This is a genomic window from Candidatus Pelagibacter ubique HTCC1062 (assembly GCF_000012345.1).
Classification (GTDB): domain Bacteria; phylum Pseudomonadota; class Alphaproteobacteria; order Pelagibacterales; family Pelagibacteraceae; genus Pelagibacter; species Pelagibacter ubiqueversans.
The window spans coordinates 1,020,036-1,033,443 of sequence record NC_007205.1 but is presented as its reverse complement, the minus strand read 5'-3'; the positions used below and the strand labels follow the sequence as shown (position 1 = coordinate 1,033,443).

Annotated in this window: 16 protein-coding genes and 1 tRNA gene; 13 read left to right on the top strand and 4 right to left on the bottom strand. The window is 29.3% G+C overall.

Annotated features, from left to right (window positions below; translation table 11 throughout):
* Positions 1–2 precede the first annotated feature (2 nt).
* Together SAR11_RS05330 and SAR11_RS05325 are read right to left on the bottom strand one after the other, a co-directional pair.
* Complete coding sequence (locus SAR11_RS05330) at positions 3–278, bottom strand: sarcosine oxidase subunit delta (protein WP_006996861.1); 276 nt, start codon at positions 276–278, stop codon at positions 3–5.
* Positions 278–1,531, bottom strand: a complete 1,254-nt coding sequence (locus SAR11_RS05325) for a sarcosine oxidase subunit beta family protein (RefSeq protein WP_006996862.1) — start codon at positions 1,529–1,531, stop codon at positions 278–280. The genes SAR11_RS05330 and SAR11_RS05325 overlap by 1 nt, the downstream gene beginning before the upstream one ends.
* 68 nt (positions 1,532–1,599) lie before the next feature.
* Here SAR11_RS05325 and SAR11_RS05320 point away from each other — a divergent pair.
* Positions 1,600–1,691 (top strand) — tRNA-Ser (locus SAR11_RS05320).
* On the opposite strand, the gene SAR11_RS05315 is transcribed toward SAR11_RS05320, so the two are convergent.
* Complete coding sequence (locus tag SAR11_RS05315) at positions 1,692–3,905, bottom strand: lytic transglycosylase domain-containing protein (protein ID WP_011282139.1); 2,214 nt, start codon at positions 3,903–3,905, stop codon at positions 1,692–1,694.
* A 41-nt stretch (positions 3,906–3,946) separates the two neighbouring features.
* Here SAR11_RS05315 and dapA point away from each other — a divergent pair, with 41 nt between their 5' ends.
* From dapA to recO, 10 genes are read left to right on the top strand one after another with little or no spacing between them, the layout of a single operon-like run.
* Positions 3,947–4,828: a 4-hydroxy-tetrahydrodipicolinate synthase gene (gene dapA, locus SAR11_RS05310; RefSeq protein ID WP_006996864.1), complete on the top strand. Its 882-nt coding sequence runs from the start codon at positions 3,947–3,949 to the stop codon at positions 4,826–4,828.
* Positions 4,828–5,298 carry an SsrA-binding protein SmpB gene (gene smpB, locus SAR11_RS05305; RefSeq protein WP_006996865.1) on the top strand — a complete coding sequence of 157 codons (471 nt, stop codon included), beginning with the start codon at positions 4,828–4,830 and terminating at the stop codon, positions 5,296–5,298. Before dapA ends, smpB begins: the two co-directional genes overlap by 1 nt.
* On the top strand, positions 5,264–5,785 hold the full coding sequence (gene folK, locus SAR11_RS05300) for a 2-amino-4-hydroxy-6-hydroxymethyldihydropteridine diphosphokinase (RefSeq protein WP_011282138.1): 522 nt from the start codon (positions 5,264–5,266) through the stop codon (positions 5,783–5,785). Before smpB ends, folK begins: the two co-directional genes overlap by 35 nt.
* Positions 5,786–5,804: 19 nt before the next feature.
* On the top strand, positions 5,805–7,550 hold the full coding sequence (locus SAR11_RS05295) for a bifunctional (p)ppGpp synthetase/guanosine-3',5'-bis(diphosphate) 3'-pyrophosphohydrolase (RefSeq protein WP_006996867.1): 1,746 nt from the start codon (positions 5,805–5,807) through the stop codon (positions 7,548–7,550).
* Positions 7,507–8,094 (top strand): orotate phosphoribosyltransferase, encoded by a 588-nt coding sequence (gene pyrE, locus SAR11_RS05290; RefSeq protein ID WP_011282137.1) that lies wholly within the window; start codon positions 7,507–7,509, stop codon positions 8,092–8,094. Before SAR11_RS05295 ends, pyrE begins: the two co-directional genes overlap by 44 nt.
* A complete protein-coding gene (locus tag SAR11_RS05285; protein ID WP_006996869.1) occupies positions 8,091–8,810 on the top strand; it encodes a pyridoxine 5'-phosphate synthase in 720 nt (239 codons plus the stop codon). Before pyrE ends, SAR11_RS05285 begins: the two co-directional genes overlap by 4 nt.
* A 2-nt stretch (positions 8,811–8,812) precedes the next feature.
* Complete coding sequence (gene acpS / locus SAR11_RS05280) at positions 8,813–9,199, top strand: holo-ACP synthase (RefSeq protein ID WP_006996870.1); 387 nt, start codon at positions 8,813–8,815, stop codon at positions 9,197–9,199.
* Positions 9,196–9,930: a signal peptidase I gene (gene lepB, locus SAR11_RS05275; protein ID WP_006996871.1), complete on the top strand. Its 735-nt coding sequence runs from the start codon at positions 9,196–9,198 to the stop codon at positions 9,928–9,930. The genes acpS and lepB overlap by 4 nt, the downstream gene beginning before the upstream one ends.
* A complete protein-coding gene (gene rnc / locus SAR11_RS05270; RefSeq protein WP_006996872.1) occupies positions 9,930–10,598 on the top strand; it encodes a ribonuclease III in 669 nt (222 codons plus the stop codon). Before lepB ends, rnc begins: the two co-directional genes overlap by 1 nt.
* Entirely contained in the window at positions 10,595–11,275 is a 681-nt protein-coding gene (gene recO / locus SAR11_RS05265) for a DNA repair protein RecO (protein WP_006996873.1), read from the top strand. The genes rnc and recO overlap by 4 nt, the downstream gene beginning before the upstream one ends.
* Here recO and hemB read toward each other — a convergent pair whose 3' ends face one another.
* Positions 11,276–12,265, bottom strand: a complete 990-nt coding sequence (gene hemB / locus SAR11_RS05260) for a porphobilinogen synthase (RefSeq protein WP_006996874.1) — start codon at positions 12,263–12,265, stop codon at positions 11,276–11,278. It lies immediately after the preceding gene.
* A 72-nt stretch (positions 12,266–12,337) separates the two neighbouring features.
* Here hemB and SAR11_RS05255 point away from each other — a divergent pair, with 72 nt between their 5' ends.
* Together SAR11_RS05255 and rpiB are read left to right on the top strand one after the other, a co-directional pair.
* Positions 12,338–12,979: an aspartyl/asparaginyl beta-hydroxylase domain-containing protein gene (locus SAR11_RS05255; protein WP_011282136.1), complete on the top strand. Its 642-nt coding sequence runs from the start codon at positions 12,338–12,340 to the stop codon at positions 12,977–12,979.
* A gap of 1 nt (position 12,980) precedes the next feature.
* Positions 12,981–13,406, top strand: a complete 426-nt coding sequence (gene rpiB / locus SAR11_RS05250) for a ribose 5-phosphate isomerase B (protein ID WP_006996876.1) — start codon at positions 12,981–12,983, stop codon at positions 13,404–13,406.
* The last annotated feature ends 2 nt before the right edge of the window (positions 13,407–13,408 follow it).

The window sequence follows — 13,408 nt, the reverse complement described above, 5'->3', positions numbered from 1 at the left end:
AATTATTTTATAGGAGGTTTTTCACCCATTTTATAAACAGCTTTAATTTGGTCATTTGAAGTATCCCTCACCATGTTAAACCACTTTCTACATCCGTGAGCATGGTTCCATCTTTCAAATTGAATTCCTTTAATGTTTTTTCTCATAAATAAGTATTCTGCCCATTCATCATCACTTAATTCTGTGGGTTGTTTAGGTCTTTCAATGTGAGCTTCACCACCAGCTTTAAATTCACTTTGTTCTCGTTCACCACAAAAAGGACAAGTAATTAAAAACATTAATGAGCTACCGCCGCTGCACCATGTTCATCAACAAGGTCTCCACTGATAAACCTATTTAAATTAAATGCAGCATTTAGTTTGTGTGGTTCATCATTTGCGATTGTGTGAGCAAATAAATCACCTGATCCAGGTGTTGCTTTAAATCCACCAGTTCCCCAGCCACAATTAAAGTACAAACCTTTTATCGTCGTTTTACTAATAATAGGACTAGCATCTGGGCAGATATCTACAATTCCACCCCATTGTCGAAGCATTCTCATTCTACTAAAAATTGGATAAAGTTCTAAGATTGCATTTAATGTTCCCTCAACAATATCGTGACTACCTTTTTGTGAATAAGAAACATAATCATCAGTGCCTGCACCTATTACTAGCTCACCTTTGTCAGACTGACTAACATATGCATGTACAGCGTTAGACATCACTACTGTATCAATAATAGGTTTAACTGGTTCTGAAACTAGAGCTTGAAGAGGTTTACTTTCTAAAGGTAATCTTAAACCTGCCATGTTTGCTAGCACACTTGAATGACCAGCAGCAACTACTCCAACTTTTTTAGTTTTTATAAAACCTTTGGTTGTTTCAATACCTTCTACTTCATCACCATTTCTTTTAATTCCTTTAACTTCACAATTTTGAATTATATCTACACCCATTTCATCTGCACCTCTAGCATACCCCCAAGCAACAGCATCATGCCTTGCGGTACCAGCTCTTCTTTGTAAAGTTCCACCCAGTACAGGATATCGAATATCTTGTGAGGTATTAATAATAGGGCAAAATTTTTTGACTTCTTCTGTGCTTAAGTAAACTGCGTCTATGCCATTTAATCTATTAGCATGTGTTCGTCTTTTTAAATCTCTAACATCCTGTAAGTTATGTGCAAGATTCATCACACCTCTTTGACTAAACATTACATTGTAATTTATTTCTTGAGATAAACCTTCCCACAATTTTAAAGCATGATCATAAAGACCAGCACTAGCATCCCATAAATAATTAGATCTTATAATCGTAGTATTTCTTCCTGTATTACCACCACCAATCCAGCCTTTTTCTACTACCGCAATATTTGTCATATTATGTTTTTTTGCTAAATAGTAAGCAGTTGCCAAACCATGACCACCACCACCAATAATAACTGCATCATATTCTTTTTTTACAGTGGGATCTTTCCAGGCTTTTTGCCAATTTTCATGATAGGAAAAAGCATTTTTGACTAATGAGAATATTGAATACTTATTTTTCATAATATTATTCAAGAATTACTTTATAAATATTGAATATTCAATACAATCGGTTATATCAATGTCGCAGTGGAAGAGTGGGTGAGAGGCTGAAACCAGTCGTTTGCTAAATGACCGTGCGGGGAAACTTGTACCGAGGGTTCGAATCCCTCCTCTTCCGCCATTAAAATAAAGGCTGATCTTTAAAAAAGTCTTTAATTTTAATAGGCTTTTTTTCCAAGATATATCTGTAAACATTGTAGTTTTCCATAACACGTTGAACATAGTTACGAGTTTCTTTAAATGGAATTAATTCAACCCAGTCTACAAAATCAATTTGTTTTTTTTGAGGATCTTTGTTTATTTTTTTCCAGTGTTTAACTCTTTTAGGACCGGCATTATATGCTGCGGTAGCAAAAGGGTAGGCACCATCATATTGTAAAATTAAACCAGCTATATAATGAGAGCCTAGATTAATATTATATTCAGGATCAGAAGTTAACCTTGATTTTGAATATGGAAGTTTTGCTTGTTTAGCAACTAGCTTAGCCGTATAGGGCATTATTTGCATTAAACCTTGTGCACCAACATGACTGTTTGCTCTCATGTCAAATTCACTTTCTTGTCTTATAAGAGAAAGTATAAAAGCTGTTTCAGGTATTTTTCTGCCATTAACATACTGGGGGACACTTATAATTGGATAATTAAAAGTATTATGAAATCTTTTTTCATATGAGGCTAACTTTGATATTTGGATCGCAAAATCGTATCTTGATATATTTGTAGCAAGCTCAGCTGCTAAAATCTCACTTCCACTTGCAATATTGTCATTAGCCAAATGTCTCAGTATATTTTTGGTATATTTATCTTTATTTAATTCATTTAAAAGATGTGTAATTTTTACAAGCTCTTTATTGTAAAAATATTTTCGATAGTCATCTTCAACATCAGCTTGTTCTTCAAGTTCAAAATTTTGACTAGGGTTGATTTTTAAAAAGGCTAATTGACCATAGTAAGTTGTTAGATATTTTGTTGCTTCACGATACCAATCTTCTGATTGTCGTTTATCACCAATTTTTTCATAAGATCTACCAAGCCAATAAGCGCCTCTTGCCAAACTTATAGGGTAGCTAACGTTTTGATAAAAGTTATTGAAATGGTCAACTGCTAAAATAGGGTCATTTAAAAAACTTAATGCAATCCAACCACTCAACCATTCAGCCTCAGCAAACTCTGATCCTTTATCTAGTGAGTGTTGGCTAGCAACTTTATAAGCTGTCTCATATTTATTTTTATAAATAAGAGCTCGTGTCATGATTGCTCTCTCAACCCACCATTTATCTGGTCTCACTAGATAATCTTTATTATTTTTAATTGAAAACAATATTTCAAGTGAACTATCAATTCTGCCTCTTTTTCTTCTCCATTTAAGTCGATCATGATTGAGACCAGCATCATTTTTGAATTTTTGTGGAACATTTTTTATTGCCTGGTCAACACCATAAGATTTACTCATCAAAATTTGTCTAGCTGTATAAAGTAGTTGATAATCTTTAGGTAAATAAGGAAGCATTCTTTTTAAATCCCAATATTTATTTTCCCATGCTAAATAATCAGCTCTATTTATATAATCTTTTGAGTCTAAATATTTTCTATATTTTTTACTTAAAGATTTCATGCTAGCTCTAGAAAGTTCTGCTGTAATCCAGCCTCTCTTAATTAAAGCAATTCCTTTTTCATTATCTCCAGTTTGTATAAAGCTTTCACCTAATACCAGCATACCATAGCCACTTAAGGGCTCATCAACTCCAAACCAATTAATAATTTTTTTAGGAGAAATTTTATCCGTTGAAAGTTTTTGTTCTGCTAAATATTTTATTCTACTTATTCTTGGGTAGTGTTTATTGTTTTGTATAAAAGTCATGTAGTCATAAAACGTAGCTTGGTTTCCTGTTGTTAATAAATGTCTCCATTGTATAAAATTATATATGGATTTATCTTTAGCATTTTTTGAATTTTTCAATGCAGTTGTCCATTGACTTTTTTCCATTGCCTGGATAGATTTTTTTGCAATATCATAGTCTTTTTGGCTGTAGTATTTTGATCTTTTTTGAACTACAGATTTTTCACTTTTAACTATTAATGGCTTACTTTTAGGAATGAGAAAATTAATTTTTTTTTTATTTTTTTTGACTGTTACGATTTTGACTTCTTCTTTTTTTTGTGATGGTTTAGGTTTAGGTTTAAGGATCCCTTGAGATATCTTTTGCTTCTTAACTTCTTCATCTAAAATAGGTTTTTTTAAAGGAATTATTGATATTTCAGCAGCAAATATATTCCCTATAATTACCAAACTTAATAATAGTGATTTTATAAAAAAAATTATCTTTCTGGGCATAAATTTACTAAATGAATCTTTAAACTATGTTATAAGTATTTATGTTCAAAGGATCAAATGTTGCTTTAATAACCCCGTTTAAGAATAATGAGCTAGATGTTGAGGCTTATATTAAGCTAATTCATTTTCAAATATCAAACGGTACAAACGGCTTGGTTCCTGCTGGGACAACAGGTGAGTCGCCAACATTAAGCCATGATGAACATCAAAAAGTAATAGATTTATGTGTTAAAGAAAGCAATGGAAAAAATATAGTTATTGCTGGCACTGGCTCTAATTCGACTAAAGAAGCAATTTCTTTAACAACTCATGCAGAAAAAGCGGGAGCAGATGCGGCTCTAATAGTAACTCCATATTACAACAAACCAACTCAAGAGGGTTTATATCAACATTATAAAGCAATAAACGATAAATGTGGGATACCAATTATAATTTATAATATTCCTGGAAGATCTGTAATTGATATGTCTGTTGATACAATGGCTAGATTATTTGAATTGAAAAATATTGTTGGTGTTAAAGATGCAACTGGTGATCTAGATAGAGTTAATCAACAAAAAGATAAAATGGGAACTGATTTTGTTCAACTAACAGGTAATGATGATAACGCTTTAGAATTTAATAACAGAGGTGGGGTAGGCTCTATAAGTGTAACAGCTAACATTGCTCCTAAGTTATGTTCTGATTTTCAAAAAGCCTCAAAAATAGAAAATAATGAAAGCAAGCTTGAAGCAATCAGATTAGATAAAATTTTACAACCCATTCACAGCTCAATGTTTATAGAAAGCAATCCAAGCCCTGTTAAATATGCCGCAAAACTTCTGGGTCTTTGTGATGATGAGGTTAGATTACCTTTAGTTAAAGTTACAGACCCAACTAAGGATATTGTTAAAGAAGCTTTAGTATCAGCAAATCTACTCTAATGAACAAGAAAGCCAATCCTGGTTTAAAAATTATTTGCTTAAATAGAAAAGCAAGTTTTAATTTTTTTTTTGAAGACTTAATTGAAGCTGGGATAGTTCTTAAAGGGTCTGAGATTAAATCAATTAGAGATGGAAAAGTTAATATTGCAGACTCTTATGCTGTAGAGAAAGACGGTGAAATAGTTTTAATTAACTCTCATATCGCTGCATTTAAGCAAGCCAGTTATTCAAATCACAATCCAACAGATGAACGAAAATTATTATTAAACAAAAAGGAAATTAACAAATTAATTGGTAAAATGCAGAGGGATGGCTTTACACTTGTTCCAACAAAGATGTATTTTAAAAAAGGAAAAGCTAAAATAGAAATAGCAGTAGCAAAAGGTAAAAAACAATTTGATAAAAGAGCTACTAAAAAAAATAGAGACTGGAATCGTGAAAAAGCAAGACATATTAGAAAATCAAGTTAAACAATCATATTTAGCAATAGGATCAAATTTAGGTAATAAAATTACCAACATTCATATAGCCTTGTCTGAACTTAAGAAAAATAAAATTAAGATAAAAAAAGTTTCATCTCACTATTTATCAAAATCTTGGCCAAATCCTTTAATGCCAAGTTTCATAAATATTGTAATAGAAATCGAGACAATCTTAACACCTTTAGAATTATTAGAAATTTGTAACAATATTGAATTAAAATTAGGCAGGGTTAGACTAAAAAAAAATGCTCCACGAACATGTGATATTGATATAATTGATTATGATAAAAAAATTTTGAATATAAATAGTGACAAATTAATAATACCTCATCCAGAGATGACCAAGAGAAATTTTGTATTGTTACCATTATTTGAGATAAACAGAAGTTGGAAGCATCCAGAATCTAAGATTAATATAGTAAATTTAATTAATTCTTTATCAATTAAAGATTTAAGATCTATTAAACAAATATAAATTGATGTTATAGTTAAAAATGATTAATTCAGAAGAGTTAATAAATAAAGTTAAAACTTATAATAAATTTTTAAATCCAGAAAAATTAAGTAAAGCATATAATTATGCTGTTAAAGCTCATGAAAACCAAAAACGTGATTCAGGTGATCCTTATTCAAATCACCCTATAGCTGTTGCTTCAATACTTAGTGAGCTAGAGTTAGACAGTGCTACTATTGTTACAGGGCTTTTACATGATACGATTGAGGATACTCACGCAACTTATGAAAATATTAAAGATGAATTTGGAGAAGAGATTGCTAATCTTGTAGATGGTGTAACCAAAATTTCTGTTTTTGAAAACCAAGCAACATCATCATCTAAAGCAGAAAACTTTAGAAAATTAATCTTAGCTACATCAAAAGACATAAGAGTATTACTTGTAAAGCTGGCAGATCGTTTACATAATATGAGAACTATTGATGCTATATCTAAAGTTGAAAAAAAAGAACGTATAGCGAGAGAGACAATGGAAATTTATGCTCCTTTAGCAGATAGAATGGGCATGCATAGAATTAGAGATGAACTTGAAGACTTATCATTTAAAGTTTTGAATAATGAAGCACGTGAACTTATTAAAAAAAGATTAGACGAAATTAAAGAAGACAAAGTAAATAGTTTTAATTCTATTTCTTTACAATTAAGTGAGCTTTTAAACGAACATAAGATTAATGCTGAAATTTTTGGAAGAGAAAAAACTCCATTTTCTATATGGAGAAAAGTTCAAAAAAAAAGAACATCATTAGAGCAAATTACAGACATAATTGGATTTAGAGTTATTCTTAATAGTGGAGAAGATTGCTATAAAGCATTAGGAATTTTTCATCAACACTGGAATTGTATACCAGGAAAATTTAAAGATTATATATCATCACCAAAAATAAACAATTATCAGTCATTGCACACAGCTGTGATAGGTCCAAATAGAAGACCTATTGAAATTCAAATAAGAACTATGCCAATGCATGAATTTGCAGAAAGAGGTATTGCATCCCATTGGAAATATAAATCATCTGAAAAATTTGATTCATTAACATGGAAAGAATATGACTGGTTAGCCGACCTTGTGGAAATTATTGGTAAAAATGAAAACCCTGAACATTTTTTTGAGTATACAAAACTACAAATGTTTCAAGAAAATGTTTTTTGCTTTACACCAAAAGGCTTAGTTATCAAATTGCCAAAAGATGCAACACCAATAGATTTTGCATATGCTGTTCATACAAAAGTTGGCGATCATGCAATATCTTGTAAAATTAACGGTAATGACAGTGAATTACAAAACATACTTTATAACGGTGACGTAGTTGAAATCATAACCTCTAAAAATAAATCACCATCATTGCATTGGATACCAATTACAAAAACTGGAAAAGCAAGAGCTGCTATTAGAAGATACTGGCATTCTAAAGGTGAACAAAAAGAGGAAAGAATAAAAAAATACAATACAACACTTTGGATTTCTCTCCCAGATCAACCTGGTAAACTTGGTGAAATAACCACATCATTAGGCTCTCATAAACTGAATATATCCAGTGTAGAGATGAAAGAAAAAACTAAAGATTATATTAACTTCAGATTTAACCTTATTATTAGAGACTTGAAAAACTTTACAAATTTTATTAGTGAGCTAAAACAAAAAGATATTAAATTTAAAATCATTAGACATGAGGAAAAAAGAAATGCTTTCACACAAAAAATCTTTAAATATTTTAAAAAAAACTAATGCTCTTTTAGAAGGTCATTTTGTTCTATCATCAGGTTTGCATTCACCTAAATATATTCAATGTGCCAAACTTTTAAGTTTTCCACATTTGGCAAAAGATATTTGTAATTCATTAGCAAAAAAAATTAAAAAAAAATTTAAATCTATAGATTTGATTTTAGCTCCGGCAATGGGTGGAGTTATTATTGGTTATGAAATTGGTAAAATTTTAAAAAAAGAAACAATTTTTTGTGAAAGAGTTAATGGCAAATTTGCTTTAAGACGAGGTTTTCATATAAAAAAAGGATCAAAAGTTTTAATAATCGAAGACGTTATAACAACTGGTAAATCGAGTTTAGAGTGTGTTAAATTAATAACAAAACCTGGTGCAAAACTTATTGGTTTTGCTTCAATTATTGACAGATCAACCAAAAATTCATTAAAAATAAAAAAAAATATTATCTCTCATATGAAGATAGATGTTCCAACATTTAAGACTAATAAATTACCTGAAAGTCTTAAAAATACTCCAATTACAGTACCAGGAAGTAGATTTATTAAATGAAAAGACTAGGAGTTAATATTGATCATGTTGCTACAGTTAGAAATGCAAGAGGATCTTTTCATCCTGACCCATTTACTATTGCCAAACACGTAATTAAATGTGGAGCACATTCAGTTACCATTCATTTAAGAGAAGACAGAAGACATATAAAAGATTCTGATGTTGTTAAAATTTGTAAAAGTAGAAAAATAATTACCAATTTAGAAATTTCACTCAACAAAGAAATAATTGATATAGCATTAAAGAATAGACCTAATTTCATTTGTATAGTTCCTGAAAAAAGAAAAGAGGTGACAACAGAAGGTGGATTAAATTTAATTAAAAATAAGAAAAAAATTAAATCTATAATATCATTATTTAATAAGAAGAGTATTAGAACAAGTCTATTTATTGACCCAAACTTAAAAGATATAAAAATTGCAAAAGAATTAAATGCTACTTGTGTTGAGCTACATACAGGAAAAATTTCAAATTTAATAAAAGAAAATAAAAGTTATAAAAATGAATATTTAAAAATAAAAAAATGTTCAGAACTGGGCGTTAAACTTGGTATCGAGGTTCATGCAGGTCATGGTCTTGACTACAAAACTACCTCTATACTAAGTAAAATTAAAGAAATTACGGAATTTAATATTGGTCATTTTATAATTGGTGAGTCACTTACTCATGGTTTAAAAAAAACCATTACAATATTTAAAGAAATAACCAATAAATAAATATGAAAATTCTAGGTATTGGTGTTGATATAGTAGAAAATATTAGAATACATAAATCTTTAAAAAATGTTAATTTTATTAAAAGAGTTTTTTCTAGCTCAGAAATATTGTTAGCAAAAAAAATAACTAATAAAAAATCTTTTTATTCTAAAAGATTTGCTGCCAAAGAAGCATTTTCTAAAGCAATTGGAACTGGTTTTAGAGAGAATTTGAATTTTAAGGATATAACTGTAATTAACGATAAGTTAGGTAAACCCTCATTTGTGGTCACAGACAAAATAAAAAAAATTGTTAAAAAGAGATTTAAAATATCATCCTTTAATTTCTTTCTGTCAATTTCAGATGAAAAAAAATATTCTGTAGCCTACGTGATTTTACAAAAAAAATGATATCAAAAAAAATTATAATCGATAATATTAAAACAATTTTTTATGCTTTAGTTATAGCTATTGTTATTAGATCTCTTTTTATTCAGCCTTTTTATATTCCTTCATCATCAATGGAACCAACGTTATTAATTGGTGATAGATTGTTTGTTACGAAATATTCTTATGGTTATAGCAAGCATTCTTTTCCTTTTAGTCCACCAATAATAAATGGAAGACTATTTTATAATAAACCTAAGGTTGGAGATATTATTGTTTTTAAAACACCAGCTGATAACAGAACTGATTATATTAAAAGATTAATTGGTCTCCCAGGTGACAATGTTCAATTTATTAACGGCGATTTATTCGTAAATAATAATCAAATATTAAAATCTAGAATTTCTCAAAAGGATAAAATTTATTGTGGAAATCAAACAATAGATGTTAATACATTTGAAGAAAAGCTTCCAAACGGCAAAACACATAATAGTGTATATTTAAAAAGTTATAGTTTTCAAAGTTCAGATAACTTTATAGTTCCGCCTCAACACTACTTTTTTTTAGGAGATAATAGAGACTGTTCTAAAGATAGTAGATATTTGACTAGTGTTGGATATGTACATGAAGATAATTTAGTCGGTAAAGCTCAATTTATTTTTTTTTCATCCGATTTTAGAATTGGAAATATTTTTTCTTTTTGGAAATGGCATAAGACAATTAGACTCGACAGGTTTTTTAAGAAAATTATTTAATGAAAACTAACCCCATAAAATTAGAAAAAAAATTAAAGTTAAAGTTTTCTGATCAAAAAATTTTTATTAAGAGTTTAACCCATAAAAGTTTTGACTCAATAAACAACAATGAAAAGATTGAATTCTTAGGGGATAGAGTTTTAGGTCTTATTATTGCAAAAAAATTACTAGAACTTTATCCTGATGAAAAAGAAGGGGTGTTAGATAAAAAATTTGCTTCATTGGTAAATAAAAAAAAATGTTTAGAAATTGCAAAAAAAATAGAACTAGAGAAATATATTTTAGTTTTAAACCCCAAGAATAAAAAAATTGAAATTGAAGATAAAATTGTAGCAGATTGTTTAGAGGCCTTAATCGGAGCGATCTATCTTGATAAAGGTTTAAATTTTACTGAAAGATTTATTCTTAATTTATGGAGCGAACATATTACAGCAAGTGTTATAACTCAAATTGATGCTAAGACAAAACTACAAGAATACTCACTTAAAATTTTCAAAGTTTTGCCTATTTATAAACTAATCTCAAATACAGGGCCCCGACATAAACCTCTTTTTAAAGTTGCCGTTAAATTAAAAAATACTAAATTTTTTACAGCAGAAGGAACTTCTAAAAAAGATGCAGAGCAGAATGCTGCTTCTTTATGTTTACAGGATATTTTTAAAAAATGAATTGGGACGATAGCGCTTATTTAGTTTCTAAAAATAGATATAGTGAAAATTCAATAATCGCTGAGGTCTTTACAGAAAACCATGGAAAAATCTCAGGGATAATTTTTGGTGGGACTTCAAAGAAAATCAAAAACTACTTGCAAATTGGTAATAAGATTTATGTAAACTATAATTCTAAAAGTGTTACTAGAATTGGTTATTTCAAAATAGAGATTTTAAAAGCCTTAACACCGCTCTATTTCGATCAAAATCAGAAACTATCATGCATTACATCGGCAATGCACCTTATAAAACTTCTTACTGCTGAAGCACAATCTAATAAAGAAATTTTTAAATTAATTGATAAATTTTTTGAAATATTAAACTCTGAAAATTGGATTCAAAAATATATTTTCTGGGAGTTAGAACTTTTAAAATTATTGGGATATGATTTGGAATTAAAAACTATGGCTGAAAAAGAAATTGTTGATAGTGAAGTCAATTATTACGTTAAATCCTCAACTGAAAAAAAAAGTATTCCAAATTTTTTAATAGATGAAAATAATATGGATGTTAATTTAAAAAATTTACTTAAAGGTCTCAAGCTTGTTAGTGATTACCTTGAAAAAAGTATTCTAAAACCAAATAATTTAAATCTTCCTACTTCTAGAACTCATTTTATTAATCTTTTAAAATAGTTATTTTATTAAATCTTCAATTCTATCTGCGTAATAGCTTACTATAGCGTTTGCTCCGGCTCTTTTAAAAGCAATCAAGCTCTCTAACACTGAGTTTTTATCTATTAGACCTTTTTTGATACTATTACTTAATAGTGAGTATTCACCTGATACTTGGTAAGCAAGAACAGGAATTTTAAAATTATCTTTAACTGTTTTAATTATATCAAGATAGGGCATACCGGGTTTAACCATAACCATATCAGCTCCTTCTTTAATATCTAACGCCACTTCTCTTATTGCCTCATTGCTATTTCTAAAGTCCATTTGATAATTTTTCTTATCACCCTTTAACAAACCTTTAGAACCAACTGCATCTCTGAATGGACCATAAAAACTTGAAGCATATTTTACTGCATAAGAAAGTAGTTGAACCATTTCATGACCCTCCTTATCTAAAGCTTTTCTTATTTTACCTATTCTTCCATCCATCATGTCTGAGGGAGCCAGAATATCACAGCCAATTTCTGCTTGTAACAATGATTGATTTATTAATACTTCAATAGTTTCATCATTTAACACGTAGCCTGATTTTATTAAACCATCATGACCATGTGAGGTATAAGGATCTAAAGCTACATCACACATAATACCAATTTCATTTTTATATCTTTTTTTAATATATCGAATGGCCTTACAAACAAGATTGTCTTCATTCAATGCCTCACTTCCAATTTCATTTTTTTTTGTTTTATTTGTATAAGGGAACAATGCAACCATAGGTATTTTGCTTTTGATTGCTCTATCAACAATAATTCCAAGTTTATCTATTGTGTATCTATAAACATCAGGCATTGTTTTAATGGATTGTTTTATATTTTTTCCATCAATCAAAAATATAGGTAATATAAAATCGCTAGATGACAGGCTATTTTCTTGAACTAATCTTCTAGACCAATCATTTTTACGACTACGTCTAAGTCTTAAATTTGGGTAATTTCCTGTAATCATGTTTAAATCTGCTTTTAAAATGCGACAAATGTATTATACAAATATATATTAAAAAAGGTAGAAAACAACTGCATGAGCTTAGACAACAAAAACATAATTGACTTAGATCTAAAAAAAGATCAAAAAGTTTTAGATTTTAGTGATTTTCAAAAACAAGATATTAAATTTGATATTAATAAACTCCAAGAAGCTTATAACCAAATTGTTCAAACAAGAAAATTTGATGATGGCGGTGGTATTGCTCACTTTGGGGCTATTTGTTTAACACAAATTCCTGGAGATCCAGATTCTATTAAAGGAAGTAAGGCTAGAGGCTCTTACTGGACAAAACCAGACAAATCAGGAAAAGAAGTTACTAGAGATGTTTCAATAGATGAGGCTGCATACTCTGAATTTATACCAGACTATGAAAACACTTATTTCAAGGAAGTATTTGATGCACTTTCTTCAAAATACAAATTAGGTAGAGTTAGAATTTTACTTAAGGAGCCAAGATCAACATTGAGTTGGCATAGAGATCCAGAGCCAAGGTTACATATACCTATAATTACAAACCCTGGTTGCTTAATGGTTATTGATAATGTCGCAAAACATATGCCTGCTGATGGCTCAGTGTGGGTAACTAATAATGTAAAATACCATAATGCCTTTAATGGTGGTGAAGAAAACAGAGTTCACTTGGTAGCCTGTGTTTTAGATTATAAGTTTAATTAAATTGAAAAAAATATTTTTATCCTCTGATCACGCTGGCTATAAATTAAAAGAATTAATTAAACTTCATTTAGATAAAAAGAAAATTAACTATACAGACTTAGGTCCATTCAATAGTGAAAGTGTTGACTATCCAGACTATGCTCATAAAGTTGCTAAAAAAGTTAAAACAAACAATAATCATGCAGGCATACTCGTATGTGGCTCTGGGATGGGAATGAATATTGCTGCAAATAGACATAAAAATATACGCGCCGCTCAGTGTTTTAATTTGAAATCAACTAAATTATCAAGATTGCATAACAATGCAAATATCATTACATTAGGTTCAAGACTTCTTACTAAAAAAACTGCTATAAATTGTGTAAGCGTTTTTTTAAATACAAAGTTTGAAGGTGGAAGACACGCAAAAAGAATTAAAAAGATTTAATT

Excerpts from the sequence above, each read along its gene's own strand:
- SAR11_RS05330 (WP_006996861.1), bottom strand. The coding sequence starts at position 278 with ATGTTTTTAATTACTTGTCCTTTTTGTGGTGAACGAGAACAAAGTGAA.
- SAR11_RS05325 (WP_006996862.1), bottom strand. The coding sequence starts at position 1,531 with ATGAAAAATAAGTATTCAATATTCTCATTAGTCAAAAATGCTTTTTCC.
- SAR11_RS05315 (WP_011282139.1), bottom strand. The coding sequence starts at position 3,905 with ATGCCCAGAAAGATAATTTTTTTTATAAAATCACTATTATTAAGTTTG.
- dapA (WP_006996864.1), top strand. The coding sequence starts at position 3,947 with ATGTTCAAAGGATCAAATGTTGCTTTAATAACCCCGTTTAAGAATAAT.
- smpB (WP_006996865.1), top strand. The coding sequence starts at position 4,828 with ATGAACAAGAAAGCCAATCCTGGTTTAAAAATTATTTGCTTAAATAGA.
- SAR11_RS05295 (WP_006996867.1), top strand. The coding sequence starts at position 5,805 with ATGATTAATTCAGAAGAGTTAATAAATAAAGTTAAAACTTATAATAAA.
- pyrE (WP_011282137.1), top strand. The coding sequence starts at position 7,507 with ATGCTTTCACACAAAAAATCTTTAAATATTTTAAAAAAAACTAATGCT.
- SAR11_RS05285 (WP_006996869.1), top strand. The coding sequence starts at position 8,091 with ATGAAAAGACTAGGAGTTAATATTGATCATGTTGCTACAGTTAGAAAT.
- acpS (WP_006996870.1), top strand. The coding sequence starts at position 8,813 with ATGAAAATTCTAGGTATTGGTGTTGATATAGTAGAAAATATTAGAATA.
- lepB (WP_006996871.1), top strand. The coding sequence starts at position 9,196 with ATGATATCAAAAAAAATTATAATCGATAATATTAAAACAATTTTTTAT.
- rnc (WP_006996872.1), top strand. The coding sequence starts at position 9,930 with ATGAAAACTAACCCCATAAAATTAGAAAAAAAATTAAAGTTAAAGTTT.
- recO (WP_006996873.1), top strand. The coding sequence starts at position 10,595 with ATGAATTGGGACGATAGCGCTTATTTAGTTTCTAAAAATAGATATAGT.
- hemB (WP_006996874.1), bottom strand. The coding sequence starts at position 12,265 with ATGATTACAGGAAATTACCCAAATTTAAGACTTAGACGTAGTCGTAAA.
- SAR11_RS05255 (WP_011282136.1), top strand. The coding sequence starts at position 12,338 with ATGAGCTTAGACAACAAAAACATAATTGACTTAGATCTAAAAAAAGAT.